General features: G+C 74.4%; 11 protein-coding genes. 1 reads left to right on the plus strand and 10 read right to left on the minus strand.

The genetic code is table 11. The features are described from left to right. Positions 1 to 84: 84 nt before the first annotated feature. The 3 genes from D581_RS0105170 to D581_RS0105185 all read right to left on the minus strand — a co-directional run bounded on the left by D581_RS0105170 (position 85) and on the right by D581_RS0105185 (position 4,684). Positions 85 to 1,992 (minus strand): ATP-binding SpoIIE family protein phosphatase, encoded by a 1,908-nt coding sequence (locus tag D581_RS0105170; RefSeq protein ID WP_018956164.1) that lies wholly within the window; start codon positions 1,990 to 1,992, stop codon positions 85 to 87. 384 nt (positions 1,993 to 2,376) lie between these two features. After that, complete coding sequence (gene fomD / locus D581_RS0105175; protein WP_018956165.1) at positions 2,377 to 3,063, minus strand: cytidylyl-2-hydroxypropylphosphonate hydrolase; 687 nt, start codon at positions 3,061 to 3,063, stop codon at positions 2,377 to 2,379. 205 nt (positions 3,064 to 3,268) lie between these two features. Beyond that, positions 3,269 to 4,684, minus strand: a complete 1,416-nt coding sequence (locus tag D581_RS0105185) for a class II fumarate hydratase (protein ID WP_018956166.1) — start codon at positions 4,682 to 4,684, stop codon at positions 3,269 to 3,271. Positions 4,685 to 4,789: 105 nt separating this feature from the next. On the opposite strand from D581_RS0105185, the gene D581_RS0105190 reads away from it, so the two are divergent. Beyond that, on the plus strand, positions 4,790 to 6,343 hold the full coding sequence (locus D581_RS0105190) for a ricin-type beta-trefoil lectin domain protein (RefSeq protein WP_018956167.1): 1,554 nt from the start codon (positions 4,790 to 4,792) through the stop codon (positions 6,341 to 6,343). A 123-nt stretch (positions 6,344 to 6,466) separates the two neighbouring features. On the opposite strand, the gene D581_RS0105195 is transcribed toward D581_RS0105190, so the two are convergent. The 7 genes from D581_RS0105195 to D581_RS0105225 form a co-directional block, all read right to left on the minus strand. Then, complete coding sequence (locus tag D581_RS0105195) at positions 6,467 to 9,076, minus strand: non-ribosomal peptide synthetase (protein WP_018956168.1); 2,610 nt, start codon at positions 9,074 to 9,076, stop codon at positions 6,467 to 6,469. A 56-nt stretch (positions 9,077 to 9,132) separates the two neighbouring features. Beyond that, positions 9,133 to 9,933, minus strand: a complete 801-nt coding sequence (locus D581_RS0105200; RefSeq protein ID WP_026290226.1) for an SDR family oxidoreductase — start codon at positions 9,931 to 9,933, stop codon at positions 9,133 to 9,135. 269 nt (positions 9,934 to 10,202) lie between these two features. After that, complete coding sequence (locus D581_RS0105205; protein WP_018956170.1) at positions 10,203 to 10,937, minus strand: alpha/beta fold hydrolase; 735 nt, start codon at positions 10,935 to 10,937, stop codon at positions 10,203 to 10,205. Positions 10,938 to 11,036: 99 nt separating this feature from the next. Then, positions 11,037 to 12,347, minus strand: a complete 1,311-nt coding sequence (locus D581_RS0105210) for a M18 family aminopeptidase (RefSeq protein ID WP_018956171.1) — start codon at positions 12,345 to 12,347, stop codon at positions 11,037 to 11,039. Further along, on the minus strand, positions 12,344 to 18,292 hold the full coding sequence (locus D581_RS0105215; protein WP_026290227.1) for a MupA/Atu3671 family FMN-dependent luciferase-like monooxygenase: 5,949 nt from the start codon (positions 18,290 to 18,292) through the stop codon (positions 12,344 to 12,346). The genes D581_RS0105210 and D581_RS0105215 overlap by 4 nt, the downstream gene beginning before the upstream one ends. After that, on the minus strand, positions 18,289 to 21,588 hold the full coding sequence (locus tag D581_RS0105220; RefSeq protein WP_026290228.1) for a type I polyketide synthase: 3,300 nt from the start codon (positions 21,586 to 21,588) through the stop codon (positions 18,289 to 18,291). Before D581_RS0105220 ends, D581_RS0105215 begins: the two co-directional genes overlap by 4 nt. After that, positions 21,533 to 23,038: an MFS transporter gene (locus D581_RS0105225; RefSeq protein WP_018956172.1), complete on the minus strand. Its 1,506-nt coding sequence runs from the start codon at positions 23,036 to 23,038 to the stop codon at positions 21,533 to 21,535. The genes D581_RS0105220 and D581_RS0105225 overlap by 56 nt, the downstream gene beginning before the upstream one ends. Positions 23,039 to 23,119: the final 81 nt, after the last annotated feature.

Here is a 23,119-nt window from a genome sequence, read left to right on the forward strand (position 1 = left end):
AGGACGGCATGACGATATGCGTGTGGGGCGGGCCCGGAGGCCCGCCCCACACGCATGACGTCGGTCGACTCGCGACGGAGGGGGTTAATGCCCCCGGGTCGCCATCTCGAACCAGACGACCTTGCCCGTCGAGAGACGCGTCGCCCCCCACCGCCGGGCCAGCCGGTTGACCAGGAACAGCCCGCGTCCGCCCTCGTCCGTCTCCCGCGCCCGGCGCTGCCGGGGCAGCTGCGGCGAGTCGTCGCCGACCTCGCAGCGCAGGACGTCGGTCCGCAGCAGCCGCAGCGTCACCGGACGCTCCGCATAGCGCACCGCGTTGGTGACGACCTCGCTGACCAGCAGCTCCACCTCGTCGGCCAGGTCGTCAAGACCCCAGCGGCTCAGCGCCCGCCGGGCCAGCCTGCGGGCCCGGCCCGGAGCCGCGTCCTCCGGCTCCAGGTACCAGTACGCCACGTCGCTCGGCGCGATCCCGTCGAAGCGGGCGGCGAGCAGCGCGATGTCGTCGTCCCGGTCACCCGGTCCGAGCATGTCCAGCACGTCGTCGCAGAGGGCCTCCAGCGGCGGCGAGTGGTCCGGGCCGGTGAGCTGCGCGGTCGCCGCGAGGCGCTCCCGCAGCTGCTCGATGCCCGTCCACACGTCCCGCAGCCGCGACTCCACCAGACCGTCGGTGTAGAGGAGCAGCGTGGCGCCGGCCGGGGCGTCCAGCTCGACGGCCTCGAAGTCGACGCCGCCCACCCCGATCGGGGCGCCCGGCGGCACCACCAGCACCTCGGCCCGCCCGCCCAGGTGCAGCAGCACGGGCGGCGGGTGTCCGGCGTTGGCGATGGTGATCCGGTGCGCGACCGGATCGTAGACCGCGTACAGGCAGGTCGCCATCCGGTCGCTGCCCAGGCGCTGTGCCTGCTCGTCCAGGTGGTGCAGGACCTCCTGCGGCGGCAGGTCGAGCTGCGCCAGGGTCTGCGCCGTCGTCCGGAGCTGGCCCATGATCGCCGCCGACGTCATGGAGTGGCCCATCACATCGCCGACGACCAGCGCGACCCGGCTGCCGGGCAGCGGGATCGCGTCGTACCAGTCGCCGCCGACCCGGGCCGTCTCGGCTGCCGGGAGGTAGCGCGAGGCGAGCCGGACGCCGGTGGGCTGGGGGAGCGAGTCGGGCAGCATCGTGCGCTGCAGCTCGTCGGCGATGTAGGCCTCGCGCCCGTACAGCACGGCCTTGTCGATGCCGAGCGCGGTGTGCGTCGCCAACTGCGCCGCGACCAGCAGATCACTGGCCTCGAACGGGGTGCGCTCGGTGCCGCGCACGAACACCGCGGCCCCGATGACCCGGCGCCGGCCGCGCAGCGGGGCGAGGATCGCCCGGTGCCCGGTGGGGACGGACCGGCCGGGGCCCAGCAGCTCCGGCAGGGCGGCCCGGGCCGCCGCGGAGTCGCCGAAGACCGGCCGCACCCCGCGCAGCACCTCGGCCAGCGCGCCGCCTGCCCGCACCTCGCACAGCTCGGCGGCGGGCATCAGGTCGGCCTGCGGGTCGAGGATCAGCGGGCGCAGCCGCTCGGTCTCGGAGCCGGCCGTCTCGCCGCCCTCCTCACCGCTGACGCGCAGCCGGTCGCTGCGGCGCAGTCGCAGGACGAACGGGCTCACCGGGCGCTCGTCGCCCACCGGCAGCGGGTCGCGCAGATAGACCAGGATCGCGTCGGAGAACGTCGGCACGCTGGCCCGGCACAGCCCGAGGACGATCTCGTCCAGGTCTATGCCCCGGGCGATCCGCCGGGTCGCCGCGCCGACGAAGCGCAGCCGGTCGCCCTCGCGGCGGGTGGCCGCCTGCGCCTCGGAGACGGCGGCCGCTCCTGGACCCGGGTTCGGCGCGGCGGCCGGAGCCGGGACGCCCGCAGCGGCGGCCGCGGCCGCGGCGTCCTGCTGCCGGGGCCGGGTGCGCTCCTGCTGCCGGGCCGCCAGAGGCTGCCGGCCTTCGTGGGAGGTGGGGTGCTCCGTCACGCGTGGGATTCCGTCCGTCCGGGCCGGTTGTATGAGGCAGTCACCTCGTGGGGCGCTACTGTGCCCCGGCAAGCGCGGGAAGAACAACGGCTGTCACCGGATGCCCCCGATGAAGGGGCCGAAACCGAGCGCCCCGGAGATGGCCGACGGGCGACCCCTCCGGCGGCGGACGCGGCGAGAGGGCAGCGGACAGCGTGCACGTCTCCACCCCCTCGTAGTGGCTCCCGCGACCGAGCGGAACGTCCGGGTCCGTGGCCCGTCCCTCCGCACGACCGGTGTGGTGACTTGTGGTCAGTTCCGGTGTGGCGCCCGCTGGTTGCGGCGATCATCCCTCCGTGCGCCCGGACCTGCCGACCGGACCGCCCGAAGGGTCTCTCCAGGGTCTCACGACGGCATACGGGCAGGGGTGCGGTCCCAGTCATCCGGCAGCGGCGGCACCTGCCACCGCGGATCGGGCCGCCAGTGCTCCCAGCCGTCCCGGAACGGAGCCCCCCACCCGGTGATCACCTCGACCGCCGCGCGGCCCGCCTCCCGGACCCGGGCCGCGGTCTCCGGGGCCATCAGACCGACGCGCTGAGCCTGGGCGAACTCGTCCTCGTCGAGCCATTTCCAGCTCCGGTCGGGGTTCACGGAGATGTCGAGAAAATGATCCTCGGAATCCACCCCTCCGGACCACCGGGTCCGGGGCTCCTCCAGGTTCACGTACCAGTTGCGGAACATCCAGCCCCGGTCCCAGAACAGCCACACCGACCACGGGTCTCCGGGCCTGGCCAGCTTCAGCACCCCGGAGCCGAACCAGGTCGAGCGGGCCGTGGTGCGCGGCGCGGTGTAGCGGGTGGCCAGCGGTTCGGCGTGCACCTGGGTGCCGTCGGCCAGCACCGGCCGCACGCATTCGGTGCCGGGCGCCATCCAGACGGCGAGCAGCTCGTCGGTGTCCTGGACGACGGTCACCGGGCGGCAGATGTGCACGGGCGGGACGCCGGCCGTCCGGTGGGCCCGGCCGTTGTCGCGGTAGCGCCAGAGGATCTGGTCCCCCGGCGCCCAGCGTGCGCACTCTCCCGTACCTGTCATGGATAGATCTTACGGAGCGCTCCCACTGGCCCGCTGCGACTCGGATCACCCGGCCCCGATCCGCCGGACGCCCTCGGGCCTCACGGGGCGCTCCCGGGCGGCACCGGGACCCCCGGGTGCCACCGGGACCCTCGGGACCCCCGGGGCCCCGGGTGCCACCGGGAGCCCCGGGCGTCCCGGGTGTCACCGGGCGTCCCGCCCCCGCTCACGGACGTGTCATCCGCAGCACGTCCAGCGCCTCGTCGAGCTGCTCCATCGTCAGGTCGCCGCGCTCGACGTAGCCCGAGGCCAGGACCGTCTCGCGGATCGTCGTCCCGTCCTTGAGGGACTTCTTGGCGACCTTCGCCGCCTCCTCGTAGCCGATGTACTTGTTGAGCGGGGTCACCACGGACGGCGAGGACTCGGCGTAGGCGCGGGCCCGCTCCACGTCGGCGGTGATGCCGTCGACCGTACGGTCCGCGAGCAGTCGGGAGGCGCCTGCCAGCAGCCGTACGGACTCCAGCAGGTTCTTCGCGATGACCGGGAGCATCACGTTCAGCTCGAAGTTGCCCGCCGCGCCGGCCGTGGCGACCGTCGCGTCGTTGCCCGTGACCTGTGCGGCGACCATCAGGACCGCCTCGGGGATCACCGGGTTGACCTTGCCCGGCATGATCGACGAGCCGGGCTGGAGGTCGGGCAGCGCGATCTCGGCGAGGCCGGTGCGCGGCCCCGACGCCATCCACCGCAGATCGTTGCAGATCTTGGTCAGGGAGACGGCGATGGTCCGCAGCTGGCCGGAGGTCTCCACGAGCCCGTCCCGCGCGCCCTGCGCCTCGAAGTGGTCGCGGGCCTCGGTGAGCGGCAGCCCCGTGGCGTCCGCGACCTCCGCGATCACGGCGGCGGAGAAGCCGGGCGGGGTGTTGATGCCGGTGCCCACCGCCGTCCCGCCGAGCGGCAGTTCGGCGAGCCGGGGGAGGGAGGCGCGCAGCCGCTCCACGCCGTAGCGGATCTGGGCCGCGTAGCCGCCGAACTCCTGGCCGAGGGTGACCGGGGTGGCGTCCATCAGATGCGTACGGCCGGACTTCACGACCTCCGCGAATTCGGCTGATTTCCGCCCCAGGGATTCCGCCAGGTGGTCCAGGGCGGGGATCAGGTCGGCGGTGACGGCGGCGGTGGCGGCGATGTGGATGGAGGACGGGAAGACGTCATTGGACGACTGGGAGGCGTTCACATGGTCGTTGGGGTGGACCTCGCGGCCGAGGCGCTCGGTGGCGAGGGTGGCGATCACCTCGTTGGTGTTCATGTTCGACGAGGTGCCCGAACCCGTCTGGAACACGTCGACCGGGAAGTGCTCGTCCCAGCGGCCCGAAGCGACCTCGGCGGCGGCCTCCTGGATCGCGGCGGAGATGGCCGGATCCAGTACCTTCAGCTCGGCGTTGACCTTGGCCGCCGCGCCCTTGATCCGGGCCAGCGCCTCGATGTGCGCCCGCTCCAGACGCTGCCCGGAGATGGGGAAGTTCTCCACCGCCCGCTGGGTCTGGGCGCGCCACTTGGCGTCCGCGGGGACCTTCACCTCACCCATCGAGTCGTGCTCGATCCGGAACCCGCTGCCACCGGGCATGTCACCTGACGTGTCGACCATGGTGTTCAAACCTCCTGAAAAAGATGAGCACTTCTCTTGTTCCATGTATTCCCAAGTCGCCTACCGACCAGTAAATACCGGGGGTAACCACTACCGGGAGGCGCAATGAGGCGTACCAGCACCAGACTTCGAGGGCTCGGAAGCCTTCGCCGGCTCCGCTGTACGGTCGCGGCCGCCGTCGCTCTCGCGGCCGCCGTCGGCGGTATGGCCGCCGCCGGACCCGCGGGCGCGACGGAGTCGGGTACCAGCTCTATCGCATCCACTCCTCTCCCGCCCGCGCTGGAAGCCGTCCGGGCCGCCGAGGCCACCCAGCTGTACGGCAGCCCCGCCGAACGGCCGCTCGGCGACCGCAGGACCGGGCTGATCTCGCTCGGCGACAGCGAGATCTCCGGCGAGGGCGTCGGCACCTACGACCCCGGCACCAACGGGCCGGACAACTGGTGCCACCGCTCACCGGACGCCGCCATCCACCGCACGGGCATCGCGGCGGACGTCACGTACAACGTCTCGTGTTCCGGCGCCTATACCGGAAACATCAGAATCGGCGGAAACAAGCAGTACGCCGACGAGCTCGTGCAGAGCGACAGCCTCGCGATCAAGGCCCGCAACACCCGGATCAAGATGATCGTCCTGGTCGCCGGGGCCAACGACGACCTCCAGTTCGGCCCGGTCATGACCGACTGCGTGGTCCGCTACATCAGCCTCCAGGGCCCCTGCGAGCCGAAGTACGCGGGCGGCTGGCAGGCCCGCGTCGACGCCCTGGTCCCCAAGGTCGAGCAGACCGTGCGCGACCTGCGCACCGTCATGACGGACGCCGGGTACGGAGACGACGACTACAAGCTCGTCCTGATGGGCTACCCGAGCCCGATCGGCCCGGACTTCCGCGACAACCCGAAGTTCCCCGGCAAGCTCGTCTGCGGCGGACTCGGCTACGACTCCGACACCGTCTGGGGCCGCGACACCGCCGTGCCCGCCTTCCAGGTCGGCATGCGCAAGGCCGCCGCCGCCACCGGAGCCACCTACCTCGACAACTCGCGGCTCTTCCACGGCCACGAGGTCTGCACCGAGAACACCTGGGCGCGCGGCCTCTTCATCGACGTGAGCAAGCCGGGCCTGCCCGACGAGAACTCCGTCCGGCAGTCCTTCCACCCCAACGCGGCAGGACACCGGGCCTTCGCCTCCTGCCTCACCCAGCTGTACGACTCCGGGCTGCGCGAGGCGAGCTGCGCCGACCCGGCGAGCACGGGGAACCCGGTCCTGACGGGAGCGGCCTTCGACGACCTGTTCGCCCCGCTGAGGAACGAGGCGACCGGGGCCTGTGTGGACGTGCCCGCCTCGGTCACCCGTAACGGCACGGCGATCGGCGGCTGGGACTGCCACGGCGGGCGCAACCAGAGCTGGTGGTACGACGCCGGTACGCAGACGGCTCGCACCGCGCTCAGCCACGACCGCTGCCTGGACGTGCCGGGCGCGAAGTACGACACCGGCGCCACGCTCGTCGTGTGGGACTGCTCGGGCGCGGCCAACCAGAAGTTCGTCCGGCAGGCGGGCACCGTCCGCCCGGCCGCCGCGACCGGTCTGTGTCTGACGCTGGCGGGGGCCAAGGACCCGCTCAGGCTCCAGACGTGCGACGGCGGCGCGAACCAGCGTTTCGTGTAGCCACTGTGCGCGAGGGGGCTACCGGCGCGGTGCGGTCGCCCCCTCGTCATGGCTGCCTCGCCATGCCTTGCCCGCCTTGCCTTCCTCGTCATGCCCCCGTCATGCCCTTCGTGATTTCCCCTCTCACGCCTCCCGGGCCAGCGCTTCGGACAGCGCTCCCAGCGTCGGCGTCAGATACAGCTGCCGCAGCGGGATGCCGGGCAGCCCGCGTTCCCGGGCGAGCGTGCCGATCCGGATCGCGTACAGCGAATTGCCGCCCAGGTCCCAGAAGTCGTCGTCCGGGCCGATCTCCTCGACGCCGAGGACGTCCCGCCAGATACCGGCGAGGACGCCGGCCGGGGTGGGCGCGGTCTCGCGGGGCGGTGCGGCAGGGGTCCGGCGCGCTCCGGGCGGGGGCAGCCGGGCCGGGTCCAGCTTGCCGTTCGCGGTGAGGGGGAGGGCCGGCAGCACGGTCACCGTCGCGGGCACCATGTGCGGGGGTAGGAGCCGGGCCGCCCGTTCCCGTACGGGCCCGGCGTCCTCGTCCGCTCCCGGGGCCGGGACCACGTACGCGTCGATCCGCACGGCCGCCGCGTCCCCGCCCCCGCCGCCCGTCACGGTGACCGCGGCCGCCGACACCGCCGGGTCCTCCAGCAGGACGTGCCGGATCTCGACCGGCTCGATCCGGAAGCCCCGCACCTTCACCTGGTCGTCGATCCGGCCCAGGTGCTCCAGCGTGCCGTCGGGCAGTAGCCGCCCCAGGTCGCCGCTGCGGTAGAGCCGCCCGGCCGGGTCCACGGGGTCCGGCACGAAGCGTTCGGCGGTCAGGGCGGGCCGGCCCAGATAGCCCAGGGCCACGCCCGCCCCGCCCACATGGATCTCGCCGGGCGCACCCGGCGGCACCGGCCGCCCGTACGCGTCCAGGACCCGGACCGTCCAGCCCGGCAGGGGCCGCCCCACCGACCGGGAGCCGGCGAGCGCCTCGCGGCGGGTCACCGTGGCCGCCGTGACATGGACGGTGGTCTCGGTGATCCCGTACATGTTGACCAGCCGGCAGCGGTCCTCCGGGTGCCGGTCGAACCAGCCCAGCAGCGGGCGGGTGTCCAGCGGCTCGCCGCCCAGCACCACCAGCCGCAGGGCGGACAGGTCACCGCCCGTTCGGTCGGCGGCGGCGAGCTGGCTGAACGCCGACGGGGTCTGGCTCAGCACGCTCACCCGCTCCCGTACCAGCAGCGCGTGGAAGTCCTCCGGCGAGCGCGAGGTCCAGTGGTCCACGAGGACCAGCCGCCCGCCCGTCAGCAGCGCCCCCCAGATCTCCCACACCGAGAAGTCGAACGCCGCCGAGTGGAAGCACGTCCAGGTGTCGTCGGGGGAGAGGCCGAAGTCGTCGCGGACGGCGTCGACCAGGGCCGTGACGTTGGCGTGCGGGACGAGAACCCCCTTGGGGCGGCCGGTCGAGCCCGAGGTGTGGATGACGTACGCGGGGGCGCCGGCCTCCCGCCGTTCCGCGGCGGGGCGGGGCGGGTGGCCGGTCAGGGCGGCCGGGTCCTCGACGGTCAGCCGGACCCCGGCGTCTTTCGCGGTGCGCTCCCGCCGGCCCGCCGGATGCTCCGGATCCAGCGGTACGTAGACCGCGTCCGCCTTCAGGACGCCGAGCATCACCGCCACCAGGTCGGCTCCGCGGGGGAGGCAGAGCCCCACGAGATCGCCCGGGCGGACACCGTGGGCGTACAGCCCGTCGGCGAACTCCTCGGCCCAGGAGTCCAGTTCGGCGTACGAGAGGGTGGCGGCCCCGGCGGTGAGCGCGAGGGCGTCCGGGCGGGCTGCCGCCTGGGCGGCGAAGGCCTCGTCGACGCGGAGGGCGGCGAAGGCCTCGTCGAGGCCGAAGGCGGCGAAGGCCTCGTCGAGGCCGAAGGCGGCGGGGGTCCTTCGCGGTGAGCCGGCGGTCAGTTGTGCCGCCGACTCCGCCCTGCTCAGCGGATCCAGGAGCCAGAGTGGGGTGTTGGGCGAGCTGCTCGCCAACTCCCGTCGTACGCGTTTCACTTGGCTCGCCGGTACGGGGAGCGCGTCCGGGCCGGTCGGCAGCGTGGCGGGCCCGTCCCCGTCGCCCGCCACCAGCATCAGCGCGGGGGGACCGTCGCCCTCGGCCGGGGAGGCCGGCTCCGTGGCGAGCAGGTCCGCGACCGTGCGCCCCGGGGACAGGTCCGCCGTGAACACCGCGTACCCGTCGAGCGCCCCCAGCGCGTAGGGGGGCCGGCCCCGGGCCGGTACGGGGACGGCGACGCGCACCGAGGCCGCGCCCGTGTACCGGCCGGCGGTGAGCGCGAGCGCGGCGGCGAGGCTCCGGGTCTCCCCGTCCATGCGCAGGTCCGGGGGGAGCGGCGGTCCGTCGTGCGGCGCCACCGGGTCCGGGGCCACCTCGCCCAGCAGCACCCGGGCGATGATCCGCAACGAGTGGGCGTCCAGCGCGGCTCCGTCGGCGGTCAGGACGAGGTCGGCGGGGTGCTCGCCCGCGTACCGCAGCAGCACCGCGCGCAGCCGGTGTCCGGGCGCGACCGGACGGCGGGCCTCGGCCGCGCGCCGCCGGGCGGCGGCGTCGGAGCCGGCCGGGGCGGGCATGGTCTCCGTCCACAGCCGGGGGCGGCGCTCCCCGGGCCACCACAGCTCCGCCGCCGTAGCGAGGGCGGCGGCGAGCGCGGTGTCGGTGAGGGGCGGCGGCAGGCGGACCGTCAGGGTGTGATGGGCAGGCGGCACGTGCACAACTCCTTGTCCAGGGAGGGGGATACGGTGATGTGGGCGGTCAGCGGGCGTCAGCGGGCGGTGAAACCGCCGTCCACGGTCACCACGCTGCCGGTCACCTGCCGGGACTCGTCCGAGGCCAGCCAGAGCACCGCGTTCGCCACATCGTCCGGCTCCACCAGCGCGTTCATCGGCTGGTCCCGGACGAACGCGGCCCCGTGCTCCGCGACCGGGACCTCCAGCGAGCGGGCGATCTCGGCCAGCATCCGGCCCTCCATCGCCTCGTCGTCCCGCACCGAGCCCGGACACACCGCGTTGACCCGGACCTTCCGGGGCGCGTAGTCCAGGGCCACCGCCTTCGTCAGGCCGACGAGGCCGTGCTTGGCCGCGACGTACCCCGCGAAGTGCCGGTAGCCCACCAGGCCCGCCGTCGAGGCGATGTTGACGATCGAACCGGACCCCTGAGCGACCATCCGGCCGCCGACCGCGCGGATCGCCCGCCACGCACCGCCCAGATCCACATCGATCATCAGCTGCCACTCGGCCTCGGTGATCTCGTGCGCCGGGCGGCCCGAAGGGGCGGCGATGCCCGCGTTGTTGACCAGGACGTCGATCCGCCCGAAGCGCTCCTCGGCCGCCTCCGCCGCCGACTCCAGCGCCGCCAGGTCCCGGACGTCGGCCTGCCGGGTCAGCACGGCGGACCCCGCCTCGCGGCAGAGCCGCCCGGTGTGCGCGAGCTGCGAGGCGGAACCGAGCGGATACGGCACCCCGGGCAGCTCGCCCGCCACGTCCAGCAGCACCAGGTCCGCACCCTCGCGGGCGAAGGCCAGCGCACAGGCCCGGCCGAGACCGCGCGCCGCTCCCGTGATCAGCGCCGTCCGCCCGGCGAGCCGGACCCCGCCCCCGGCCGCAGGCCCCGCACCACCGCCGTCGGCCGCACGCGCCGCACCAAAGCTGCCCGCCGCAGGCCCCGCACCACCGCCGTCGGCCGCACGCGCCGTACCACCGCCGTGGGCCGCAGGCCCCGCACCACCGCCGTCGGCCGCACGCGCCGCACCAAAGCTGCCCGCCGCAGGCCCCGCACCAGCACCGCCGTCGGCAACCGGCCCCGGGCGGCCGCCACCGGCGTCGTCGCCGCCCGTCACCGGCCCCTCGCCGCCCGCACCTCGGCGGCCACCAGCTCCAGCAGCTCGCCCGGCCGCTCGGTGAGATACATGTGCCCGCCGGCCGGCTCGGCCACCGTCAGCTTCCCCGTCGTCACCCGGCCCCACTCGGCCGCCTCCCCCGCCCCGACCAGGGTGTCCTCCCGCCCCCGGACGGAGATGACCGGGACACCCAACGGCCGTTCCGTGGACGGCACATACGTCTCGTGGAGCCGGACGTCCGCCCGCAGCGTCGGCAGCAACAGCTCCCGCATCTCCGGGTCGGCCAGCGCCGGGTGGTCGTACCCGGCGAACGCCCGGACCCGGGCGGCGAACTCCTCGTCCGGCAGCCCGTCCGCCCGGTCCGTGCGCGGCGTCCAGGGGCCGGGCGCACCGCTGACCACGAGCGCGGCCAGGCGGATCGGCCCGCCCGACCGCTCGATCCGGTGCGCCAGTTCGTACGCGAGGACGGCACCCATGCTGTGCCCGAACAGGACGACCGGGCCACGGCGCCCGTCCCCTTCACCGAGGACCGCCGTCACCTGCGCGTACGCGTCGTCGACGGCCGGGGCCGCCGAGGTGTGGGCGGGCTCGGGGAACCGCTTCTCGCGCCCCGGCAGCGACACCGGGAGGATCCGCAGACCCTCCGGGGCCAGCTTCTGCCAGGGCGTGAAGAAGGAGGGACCCGCCCCGGCGAAGGGCAGGCAGATGAGGACGGTCTCGTCGTCGGCCACGGTCGTTCCTGTTCTCTTCTCTTCTGTTCTTCTCTGCTGTTCTTCCGGATGCCGCGTTCTTCCGGATGCCGCGCCCGTCGGCGGGGCCGGGCGGGTCCGTCAGTCCCCGAAGTCCCCGACCATGATCGTGGTGAGGATCGCGGCGAGATAGCCCGGGTCGCGCACCCCGCACAGCTCGCGCGCCGAGTGCATCGACAGGCCGGGCACTCCGACGTCCACCGTGGTGACGCCGAGGCGGGCCGCCGTGAGCGGGCCGATCGACGTACCGCAGGGCATCGCGTTGTTGGAGACGAACGGCTGCCAGGGGGCCCCGGCCCGCTCGGCCGCCGCCGTGAACACCGCGAAACCGGTGGAGTCGGTGGCGTACCGCTGGTTGACGTTCACCTTGACCGTCGGGCCGCCGTTGGGGGCCGGGCGGTGGTCGGGATCGTGCCGCTCCGCGTAGTTGGGGTGGACCGCGTGCGCCATGTCGGCGGAGACGCAGAACGCGCCCGCCAGCGCCCGCGACCAGTCCTCGTCGCTGCCGCCGCGCGCCGACACGGACCGCGACAGGATCCGCTCCAGCAGCGGGCTCTGCGCACCCGTCTCGGAACCGCTGCCGACCTCCTCGTGGTCGAAGGCGGCCAGCACCGGCACGAAGGAGGGCTGCGTGGCCCCCGTCGCCGCGTCCACCAGGGCGGTCACCCCGGCGTGCACCGAGACCTGGTTGTCCAGCCGGGACGCCACCAGGAACTCCTGGTCCGCGCCGAGGTATCCGGGCGGCTGGACGTCGTGCAGCATCAGGTCCCAGCCCAGCACGTCCGCCGGGTCCTCCCCGGCGGCCGAGGCGACCCGGCGCAGCAGCTCGCCCTCCCGCGGGTCGCCCAGCGCCCAGATCGGCGCGATGTGCCGCTGCCGGTCCAGGGCCACGCCCTCGTTCACCGAACGGTCCAGGTGAATGGCCAACTGGGGCACTCGCAGCAGGGGTTCGTCGATCTGTACGAGCCGGCTGCGCGGGGCGCCGTCGGGGCCGCGCAGGGCGAGGCGGCCGGAGACGCCCAGGTCCCGGTCGAGCCAGGTGTTCAGCGGGACCCCGCCGTAGATCTCGACCCCGATCTGCCGCCACCCCGAGGACCCGGTGTCCGGTGACGGTTTGATCCGCAGGTTCGGGGAGTCGGTGTGGGTGCCGACGATCCGGAACGGCGTGTGGGCGGGCGCGTCCTCGGGGACGTACCAGGCGATCAGCGCACCGGCGCGGCTGACGAAGCAGCCGCCGGTCGCCCCCGTCCAGTCGTCCGTGCCGCGCAGTTCGCGGAATCCGGCCTTCTCCAGACGCTGGGCCGCGCTGGCCACCACGTGGTACGGGGAAGGGCTGGCGGCGATGAAGGAGAGCAGGTCGTCGGTGTGGCTGCGGTGGGGGGCCGGAGTCATACGGCGTCCGCCTTTCCGGTGTTCGGCAGTGACTGGGAGGGTGACGGTCCGCCGGGCCGGTCGGGCCCGGCGCTGGCGTCCCCGGCTGAGCCTCCGGAGCCTCGGCCCGGGGGCCCCTGCCGGGGGCGCGCCCCGAGGAGTTCCCGCACCGGCCGGTCGGGCCGGGCGCTGAACTCCGCGAGCAGGTCGGTGTACGACGCGAGAAGGTCGTGGGCGGTCGTGTGGTCCCACAGGTCGGTGGAGAATTCCAGGAACGTTCGATAACCCTTCGCGGGGTCCCGGCGCGGCGCAAGTCCGAAGCACAGTTCGGTGCGGGAAAGCGGTGGTGCCAGATCGGCCACCTCGACCCGGAGCCCGGGGATCTCGATGTCCGTGTCGACGGAGTTCTGGAACGCCAGGACGTGCGGCACCCGGTCGGGGACGCTGACAGCGCCAGCGTCCCGCATCGCCTGCATGATGCGCGCGGTGGGCAGCACATGCGCCATGGCACCGAGCGCGCCCGCGCCCGTACGGACCGCGAGCTCCGCGCAGGTCTCGTCAAGATTGGCTGAATCCAGTCGTACGCGGACCATCACCGCGGTGGACGTCATCGCCACGAGCGACTCCGAAGCGGTGTCCTCGCGGTTGGCGTACGGCACGCTCAGCAAGGTGTCCTCCTCTCCCGACAGCCGGGCCAGGAACACCCCGAGGGCCGCCGCCGCGACCGCGAACGGGGTGGTGCGCCGCTCGGCCGCCAGCTTCTCCACCGCCGCCCGCACCTGACCCGTCGCGACCCCGCGCACTGTGTCCCCGTGACCGCTCAGCTTCTGCGGGCGCGGCCGGTCCGTCGGTACGGGGACGGCGGACGGCACCCCGTCCAGGTAGCGGGCGCAGAACGCGGCCCGCTCCGCCTCGGCGCCGGGGTCGTGCCGCTCCCGCTGCCACCGGGCGTACCCGGGCGCCTGCATCGCCGGTTCGGGCAGGCCGTGCGGGATGCCCGCGGCGGCCGCCGTGTAGAGCGCGGCGATCTCCGCGAGCAGCACGGACAGCGACCAGCCGTCGGCGCAGATGTGGTGCAGGACGAACATCAGCTCCCAGCGGTCCTCCTCGACCCGCAGCAGCCGCGTCCGGGGCTGGAGCGACCGCCCCAGGTCGAAGGGGGCCACCGCGTCGGCCCGGCACAGGGCGTCCGCCCGGGGCCGCCGCTCGGCGGCGGGCAGCCCGGTCAGATCCTCCACCGGCAGTGCCACCGGCTCCGCCGCCAGCACCTCCTGCCACCACAGCCCGTCCGGCGCCCCCTCCTGCGCGAACCTGGTCCGCAGCCCGTCGTGCCGGGCGACCAGCTCGGTCACGGCGGACCGCAGGGCCGCCGGGTCCAGCGCCCCGGTGAACGTGATGCGCGTCGGCACGTTCCACACGGCGGGGTCGGGCATGGCGTGGTGCCCGGCGATCATCCGGGCCTGCTGGTCGCTGACGTGGGCGCGGTCGACGACGGCCACGACGTCCGTCCCGGGCGCGTGCGTGTCCGGCCCGTCCGTCCCGGGCGCGTGCGTGTTCGGCCCGTCTGTCCCGGGCCCGCCCGTGCTCGGCCCGTCCGGCTCGGTCCCGTCCGTGTCCGGCGGGCCCGGCTCCTGGCCGCCCGCCAACTGCTCGGTCATGGCTCGCAGGGTGGCGTCGGCGAAGAAGTCCGCCAGCGGGTACTCGACGCCGAGCGTGTCCCGGACCCGGTTCACCAGGCGGATCGCGGCGATCGAATTGCCGCCCAGGTCGAAGAAGTTGCCGTCGGCGGCGAAGCCCGGCCGGCCGAGGACGGACTCCCAGACCTCGCGGAGGAGCACGGCGGTGCCGGAGGCCGTCCGAGTGCCCGGCTCCGTCTTGTCCGGCTCCGTCTTGTCCGGCTCCGTCTTGTCTGGCTCCGTCCTGTCCTGCTTCACCGCGTCCGGCTCCACCGCGTCCGGCTCCGTCATCGTGTCCAACCGCTCGTCCAGCTCGGCGAGATACCCCTCCGCGGTCGCCGCGTCGAACAGATCCGCGTCGTAGCGCAGCCGCAGCCGCAAGCCCCCGCCCTGGACGTGGGTGGCCATCAGAGCCAGCTCCAGCGGTGCCGACTCCGTCCCGGCCGCCACGCCCTCGGCCCGCAGCCCGGGCAGGTCGATTCCGGCCAGCGCCGCCCGGTCGAGATCGACCGAAACGGTCACCAGCGGGCGCGGGTTCCCCGGGTCGGGATGAACGGCCGCCAGGAGCGCGTCCAGGTCCACCCCACTGTGCTCGTCCGCCGCGAACAGCGCCTGCCCGGTGGCCCGTACGGCCTCCGGCGGCGAGGTCGCGGCGGTGGCGGACAGCGGCAACGGCAGCAGCGCCACATGGAACCCGACCGTGTCCGCCGTCGCGGGCGGCCGCCGCCCGAACGTCGTGCCGAGCAGGAACGCGTCCTGCCCCGACCGCCGCCGCAGCACCAGCTGCCACGCGGTGCACAGCGTGGCGAAGAGGGTCACGCCCTGCTGCCCGCTCCACTCCCGCAGCCGGTCGGCCCGCTCCCGCCCCACGGTCCGGGCCACCGCCCCGCCGCGCCCCGCCACCCGGCGACCGCGCGGCCGGTCCGTGGGCAGGACCAGCACCGGCGGCCGGTCGCCCAACAGCTCGCGCCACCAGGCCAGGTCGGCCGCGTCGGCCGGAGGCTCGGGAGCTCCGACGGTCGTCCCGGCGGGACGGTCGAAGACCGGCGTCCGTCCGGCGCGGGCCGCCGTGTACAGCTCCTGGAGGTCCCCGGCGATCAGCGCCGCCGAGTGCGCGTCCGTGATGATGTGGTGCGTACCGAGCACCAGGACGTGGTCGTCCTCGGCCAGCCGCAACAGCCGGGGCGTGAACAGCGGCCCCCCGGCCAGGTCGTAGGCCCGGCCGCTCTCCTCGGCGAGCAGTGCCCCGATCGCCCGCTCGGCGTCCTGCCCCCGGGCGTCGGTCACCGCCAGGGGGATACGGAGCCGGTTCCGCACGACCTGGACGACGCCCGTCTCCTCCTCGGCCCGGAACACCGTGCGGAGCCCCGCGTGCCGCTCGACCAGGCCGTCCACCGCCGCCCGCAGCGCCGCCACGTCCAGCGGACCGCGCAGCCGTACGGCCCCCGTCTCGTTGTACGCCGCCGGGTTCTCCATCAGCTGCGCGGCCAGCCACAGCCGCCGCTGCGCCGAGGTGGCGGGCGCGACGGTGTCCTCGGGCAGCGCGTCCCGCTCCCGCTCCCGCTCCTGCGCCCGCTCCTTCGTCCGGCGGCGCAGCACGTCCAGGCGCTCCAGCCCCGACCGCAGCCGGCCCCGGTCCATTCCGAAGTCGACCAGCGCGGCGATCTCGTCCACCCCGGCCCCGTGCAGCGCGTCGACGAACGGGGCGACGCTCGTCGGCGTGCCGATCAGGGCCCGCCGGTCGCAGTAGCGGTCGTACGCGCGGCGGAACAGATAGTCCAGGTCCTCCTCGCCCGCCGCCGCCACGTCCTCGCGCCGGGACCCCGCGGCGGTCGCCGCCGAGCGCATCAGCAGCGAGGACCGCAGATACCGCACCATCGGCTCCAGCGCCTCGGCCCGGGCGGTGGCGTGGCCGTCGCCGAGATACGTGTGCACCAGCACCGTCACCCGCCCGGCCGCCGGGTCGAGCCCGCACTCCGCGCGCGTACGCCGGTAGTGCGCGATGTTCGCGGCCAGTTCGTCCACGGTCTGGCTCATCAGGTTGGTGACGACCCCGAGGCCGCGCCGGGCCGCCTCCTCGTACGACGCCCGCTGGCCGGAGGTGGCCAGGAAGAACGGCGGCTCCTGCTGCACCGGGCGCGGCCGGATCCGGATCTCCGCCTCCGCGCCCTCGCCCGTGCGCCGCCGCACCGCCTCCCCGCGCCACAGCCGGCGCACCTCGTCGAGGTGGTCGAAGGCGATCCGCCGCCGGTCCGTGAACCGGTCCGGGTGCAGGGCGAAGTCGCGGGCGTGCCAGCCGGTCGCGCAGCCGATGCCGACCCGGCCGCCGGAGAGGTTGTCCACCACCGACCACTCCTCGGCGACCCGCACCGGATCGTGCAGCGGCAGCACGACCGAGCCCGCGTTGATCCGGACGCTCCCGGTCTCCCGGGCCACGGCGGCGGCGAGCACGGCGGGGTTCGGGAAGATCCCGCCGAAGGAGTCGAAGTGCCGCTCGGGCAGCCAGACGGAGGAGAAGCCGTGCTCGTCGGCGAAGCGCGCGGTCTCCAGCACGGTGTCGTACGCCTCAGGGACGCCGCTCCCGCCAGCCTCGCCGCTCCCGCCAGCCTCGCCGCTCCCGTCGGACTCACCGGTCTCCGGATAGTCGCCGAAGAAGTAGACGCCGAAGTCGGGTGCGGGACGCCGTACTTCGGCGCGCGGCACGGCGCTGGGCCGGGTGGGCCGGGTGGACCGGGGGAAGAATCCGCCGTCGCGCAGTTCGCGCAGCGATCCCTCCACCGCCTCCGCGACCCGGTTCACGTCCTCCTCCGTGTGGGCGGTGGAGAGGTAGAAGCTGCGCCACTCCCACACGTAGACGCCGCGCAGTTGGAGGTGGTGGTAGAGCAGCTCCAGGTCGGCGCGGTGCCTGAAGCGGAACATCGACCCGAAGTGGGCCAGCTCCAGCGGGAATTCCTCGTCGCGGAAGAAGGCGTTGAGCCGGTCCGCGAGCGCTTGGGTGCGGGCGTTCAGCCCGCTCTGGAGCCCGGGCCCCCGCTCGGTGAGATGGGTGAGCACCGCGCGGGCCGCCGCCATCGACAGCGGGTGCTGCATGTACGTTCCGCCGATGAACGTGGTCTCGCGCGAGGGGCCGCCGGGCTCCCCGTACCGCCAGAACCCGCCGTCCACCCCGTCGAGCAGATCCGCCCGCCCCGCCACCGCGCCGATCGGGAAGCCGGCCCCTAGCGCCTTGCCGTACGTGGCGAGGTCCGGCACCACCCCGAAGTGCTCCTGTGCGCCGCGCGGGTGGGGGCGGAGCCCCGTCAGCATCTCGTCGAAGAGCAGCACGATGCCCCGGCGGGTGGTGAGTTCGCGCAGCGCGCGGACGAACTCCACCGGCCGCAGGCCCGGGTTGCGGCACTGCACGGGCTCGACGAGGACGGCCGCGATGTCGTCCCCGAGGGCGTCGATCGTCTCCAGGGACTCCTGGGCCCCGTACTCCAGCACGATCAGCTCCGCGACCGCGCTGGCCGGGATGCCCCGGGAGACGGGCACGGCGTGCTGCCCGGGCCCGCCCGGCCGGCCGAGGACGGAGTCGATGTGTCCGTGGTACGAGCCCCGGAACATGACGACCTTGTCGCGCCCGGTGGCGGCGCGGGCCAGCCGGATCGCGGCCGAGTTCGCCTCCGTACCGGACGAGGCGAAGGCGACCCGGTCCAGGCCGGTCAGCGAGGCGAGCAGCGCCGCGGCCTCCCCGGTGTCGGGGGACCGGGGGCCGAAGCGCAGCCCGTCCGAGAGGTGGCGGCGCACGGCCTCGGTGACGGGCTCCGCCTCGTGGCCGAGGAGGAGAGCGCCGAACCCCATGGTGATGTCGGTGTAGGTGTTGCCGTCCACGTCGGTGAGCCGGGAGCCGTGCGCCGAGCGGGCCGCGACCGGGTAGAGCATCTCCTTCGTGGCGTCCCGGAACCCCACGACGGCGCGGCTGTCGGCGAGCACCGAACGGTGCCGCTGGGCCAGCTCCTTGGAGGTGCGGGTGCGCTCGGTGAACCGCCGGACCAGGGAGGCGGTGTGCGCCAGCTGGGCCTCGTCGGCCCCTGCCGCGGCCATCCCGCCCGCCGCGTCCACGACGAGGCGGGGGCCGTGAGCGGCCTCCCCGGCGGTGGGTTCCGTGTCCTGCGCCGCGACCTGGCGGCGGGCCGCCGCGAGCCGGGCGGTGAGCGCGCGGGACAGCTCCGCCGCCCGGGCCACGGCCTCGGCGGCCGTGGCGGTGGCGGCGTCCGGACCGGCGGCGGCTGCGGGCATCTCCGCGCTCATCGGGTGTCCGTCCCGGTGGTGCGGGCGGTCAGCAGAGCGACGGCGTCGGAGAGCTGGGTGAGCATCGCGGTCTGGGTCTCGGCCAGTTGGCGTATCTGGTCGGACAGGGCGGCGACCTCGGCCCGGGTGGCGTAGACGGGCGCGTCGGTGACCGGCGCGGGCGTGGGGGCAGGGGACGGCCCCACGGACACGGGTATCGCCGGAGCTCTCCGCGCGGCTATCAGCGCCGCCGTCAGCCGGGGCGTGCCCGCCTCCTCCAGGACCTCCCGCATGCTGATCTCCGTGGAGAACTCGGCCTCCAACTGCCGCACCATCCCGATGAGCTGGAGCGAGTCCGCGCCGAGGCCGACGAACGTGCGGTCGGCGGCGACCTCGTCGGGCCGGTGGCCGAGATGGCGCGCGGTCAGCTCCAGCACCCTGTCCAGTACGGCCTGTTCGGTCATGCGGTCCTCCGTGGAGCGTGGGGATGGGTGAGCGGCCCCGCCGGCCGGCGCGGGCAGCTCCCTGAGCGAGGTGGGCGAGGTGAACGAGGTGAGCGGGGTCGGAGAGGTGAGCGGGGTCGGCGGGCTGAGCGGTACCGGGGGTGTGTACGGGGCCGGGCCCCGCCAGTGTGACCGGCGCTGGAAGGGATACGTGGGCAGCCGCACGCGCCGGCCGCCGCACCGGTCGAGCAGCGCCGCCCAGTCCACCCCGGCCCCGCCACAGTGCAGCGCGGCCACCGCCCGCTCCCACCGCCGCGTCGGTACGCAGACCGCGTCCGGCAGCGACCGTCGGACCAGGCCCGTCAGCACGGCCGACGGGCCGAGCTCCAGCAGCAGCGGGGAGCCGGCCTGCGGCGAACCGTCCTCAGGCGCCCTGGCCAGCCGGTCCAGGACGGCGGCGAAGTCGGCCGTGCGGCGGGCCTGCGCGACCAGGTACGCGGCGTCCGGCAGCCACCCGACGGGGCGGACCGTGCCGTCGATGCCGTCGACGAACTCGGTCCGCAGCGGCCGCAGTTCCGCCTTGTCGGCCAGCACCCGGAGATCCTCCAGTGCCGGGTCGAGCAGCGCCGTGTGGAACGCCCGGTCCACCGCCAGCACCTCATACGCCTCGCCTCGCGCCGCCAGCAGCGCCCGTGCCGCGTCCACCGCCTCCGGCGGGCCGCCCAGAACGTGGTGCGCGACGCCGTTGACCACGGCGAGCTCCAGCCCGGGGACGGTGGCCAGCAGCTCCCGCACCCGGGCCCGGGGGACGAACGCGGAGACCATCGCGCCCGGGGCCGCCCGCTCCAGCATCAGCCGACCGCGCCCGCACACCAGCCGCATCGCGTCCTCGGTCTCCAGCGCCCCGGCCACGCACAGCGCCGCGTACGCGCCGACGCTGTGCCCGGCGACCCGGGCCGGGGTGACCCCGAGCCGTTCCCACAGCCGGGCCTGAGCGATCTGGAGGGCGAACAGGGCCGGCTGCGCGAAGGCGGTGTCCCACCGCTCGGGGCCCTGCCCGCCGACGATCCGGTCCAGGAAGCCGTCCCGCCCGGTCTCCTCCTCGTACACCCGGGCGCAGGCATCGAGCACCTCGGCCACCACCGGGAAACGGGCGGCGAGTTCCGTGCCCATGCCCGGATGCCCCCCTCCCTGGCCGCTGAAGAGGAACACCGGCCGCCGCTCCCGTACGCCGTCGGCGACCCCGGTCGTGTACGCCTCGCCCTCCGCGGCCCCGGACAGGAACGCGTCGAGACCGGCCACCGGGTCCGCCCCCGTGACGACCAGCCGGTGTGGCAGGAGCCGCCGCCCGAGGGCGGTGGTGGTCAGCAGATCGGCGGGGGAGGGCGGCGGCCCGCCCGCCAGGCGGTCCCGCAGGGCGGCGGCGTACGCCCGGAGCGCGTCCCCGTCCGCGGCCGAGAGCGGCAGCAGCGCGGGCACGGGCACATCGCCGGACGCCGACGCGTCGCTCGGGGTCTCCCTCGCCTGTTCCAGGATCACATGAGCGTTCGTACCGCCCATGCCGATGGAGTGCACACCGGCTCGCCGCACCCCCGCCAGCGGCCAGGCACTTTCCCGTACCGGCAGCAGGAACGGGCTGTCGTCCACCGCCAGCGCCGGGTTGGGCCGGGAGAAGTTCACCAGCGGCGGGACCACCCCGTGCCGCAGCACCTCGACGGCCTTGATCAGCCCCGCCAGCCCCGCCGCGCTGTCCAGGTGGCCGATGGCCGGTTTCGTCGAGCCGAGCGCGCAGAAGCCGGTCCGGTCGGTGTGCGCGCGGAACGCCTCGGTCAGGGCCGCGAACTCGATCGGGTCGCCCTTCAGCGTGCCCGTGCCGTGCGCCTCCACATAGCCGATCGACGCCGCGTCCACGTCCGCCGCGCGCAGCGCCCCGAGCACCGCGTCCCGCTGCCCGGCGACCCCGGGGGCGGCGAACCCCCCTCTCCCCCTACGGTCGTTGGTCGCCTTGTCCGAGCCGTCGTTGGTGACCGCCGAGCCCAGGATCACCGCGTGCACGGTGTCGCCGTCGGCCAGCGCCCGGGCCAGCGGCTTGAGGAGGACGGCGGCGGCCCCGTTCCCCCCGACCGTGCCGTCCGCGTCCGCGTCGAAGGCCCGGACCGTGCCGGTGGGGGAGAGGGTGGAGCCCTTCACCGGGACCTGGCCGGTGACCCCCGGCAGATGCAGGGCGGCGGAGCCCACCAGCATCAGCTCCGCGTCCCCGGCGCGCAGCGCCTGGCAGGCCAGATGGACCGAGACGAGAGCGCTGGAGCAGGCCGTAGAGACGGTCAGCGCGGGACCGGTCAGACCGAGCCGGAAGGCGGCCCGGGTGGCGGTGAAGTCGGGGTAGTTGCCGACCTGGACCTGCTTGGCGGTCATCCAGTCGCCCGAGCCGGCCTCCGCCGCCAGGTTCTCCGCCAGATAGCTGTGCAGTGAGTACAGGCGGTAGCCGGAGCTGCCGTACACCCCGATCCGTGCGGGGCCGCCGTCGCCGCCCGCGCCACGGCCCTCGCCGCCCGCGTAACCCCCGTCCTCCAGGGCGTGGAAGCAGCACTCCAGGAAGAGCCGCTGCTGTGGATCGGTCAGCTCCGCCTCCCGCCCGCTCATCCCGAAGAACCCGGCGTCGAAGCCGTCCACGTCCGCCAGGAGCGCGCTCGCCCCGCCGAACCCCCCTCGCTCGTACTCCGCCGCCGGGACCCCCGCAGCGGCGAACTCGGCCCGGGTGAAACGGCGTACGTGGCCGACCCCCGCCCGGATGTCGCGCCAGTACGCCTCGGGGGTGTCAGCCCCCGGAAACCTCAGCGCCGTCCCGATCACCGCGATCCGGTCGTCCCTCAACGGCTTCTTCCTTTCGCAGCCCCGCACGCCCCACCCGTCCCGCCCGCCGCACTGCCGCCACCCTCAGCAGGAACACCACGGCGACGACGATGGCGGCGCCATGGGACCAGCCCACCACGGCCAGCGGGGAGAACCGGTCGAGGGCCGCCGCCACAAGGATCATGCCGACGCCGAAGCCGAGGTTCTCGAAAGTGGCCGAAAGGCCGAAGGCGTGGCCGCGCAAGGTGGCCGGAAGTGTCTGGAGATGCGAGGTGTACGCGACCTCGGTGAGGCCGTCCGCGGCCCCCGCGATCAGCGCGATCACCGCGGTCACGGCCAGGGGGAACCCGGCGAACGCCGCGATGAACGCCGCCGACATCACCACCGTGCCGTAACCGAATCCGAGCGCCCCCACAGAGCGTCCGGTGCGCTGCGCGTACCGCTGGATCACCTGCTGGGCCCCGATGTTGCCGAGCGCCCACACGCACCAGAACGCGCTGACGAACACCGCGGGATTCGACGTGTCGAGCGAGGTGGAGTAGATCGGCAGCGCCGCGTTGTGGGACGAGGAGCCGAACGCGTCGACCCCGCGCAGGGCCACCATCAGGCCCATCCCGGGTGCGGCGGCCAGCGCGAGGAAGGCGACGGGCCGCCAGCGCCTGCCGCCCTTCGCGGGCGCGGAGTCCGAGGCACCCGAGGCGTCCAGCCCGGCCCCGGAGCCCCCGGCGGCGGTGCCGACTGCTCCCTTGCCGCCTGCCCCCTTGGCGTCCACTTCCTTGCTGCCTGCTCCCTTGGCGGCGTTCGTTCCCTTGCCGTCTGCTCCCTTGCCTCCGGCGATCGGCAGCAGGGCCACCGTCACCGCGCAGGCCATGAACGTCGCCATGTCGACAACGAAGGCCGCCGTGTACCCCACGAGGGACACCACCACACCCGCCGAGGCGAACCCCGCCACCATGGCCAGCGAACGGCCGGTGATCGAGAGGGAGTTCGCCCAGGCCCTGCGGTCCTCCCCGACCATCTCCGGGATCGAACTGCGCAACGCCACCATGAACAGCGTCCCGCACGCCCCGATCACCACCGAGACGGCCATCAGCGCCCCGGTCAGCAGACCGTCGGGCGCCAGGATGAGCACCAGCATCACGGCGCCCTGTCCGACATTCGCCCACAGCATGATGCTTTTCGCGCTGAAACGGGCGAGCAGACCGCCCACGACCAGACCGGCGACGAATCCGGAGGCGAGCCGCACCGCCATGAACAGCCCCATGGCCAGCGCCCGGCCCGTCGTCTCGTAGACGAAGAGATTCAGCGCCACCATATTCAGGAAAGTGCCGTAGGAAGACACCGCGTATCCGGCGACGAGGAATCGAAAACGGCGCTCGGAGACCGCGGTATCCCGATCCTCCTGGGCCTCCCGGGACTTCCGGGCACCGCCGTCCGCCTCGTCCGCCTTCGGCCCGTCCGCACTGCCCATTCCAGATGTCACCCGGACATACTCGTCGAGCACGGACGCCGGACGGGGGCCTCACTATTGCACAAAGGTAATCTGCATCCT

It is taken from the genome of Streptomyces sp. CNB091 (assembly GCF_000377965.1).

Excerpts from the sequence above, each read along its gene's own strand:
- D581_RS0105215 (WP_026290227.1), bottom strand. The coding sequence starts at position 18,292 with ATGAGCGCGGAGATGCCCGCAGCCGCCGCCGGTCCGGACGCCGCCACC.
- D581_RS0105225 (WP_018956172.1), bottom strand. The coding sequence starts at position 23,038 with ATGGGCAGTGCGGACGGGCCGAAGGCGGACGAGGCGGACGGCGGTGCC.
- D581_RS0105190 (WP_018956167.1), top strand. The coding sequence starts at position 4,790 with ATGAGGCGTACCAGCACCAGACTTCGAGGGCTCGGAAGCCTTCGCCGG.
- fomD (WP_018956165.1), bottom strand. The coding sequence starts at position 3,063 with ATGACAGGTACGGGAGAGTGCGCACGCTGGGCGCCGGGGGACCAGATC.
- D581_RS0105210 (WP_018956171.1), bottom strand. The coding sequence starts at position 12,347 with ATGACTCCGGCCCCCCACCGCAGCCACACCGACGACCTGCTCTCCTTC.
- D581_RS0105185 (WP_018956166.1), bottom strand. The coding sequence starts at position 4,684 with ATGGTCGACACGTCAGGTGACATGCCCGGTGGCAGCGGGTTCCGGATC.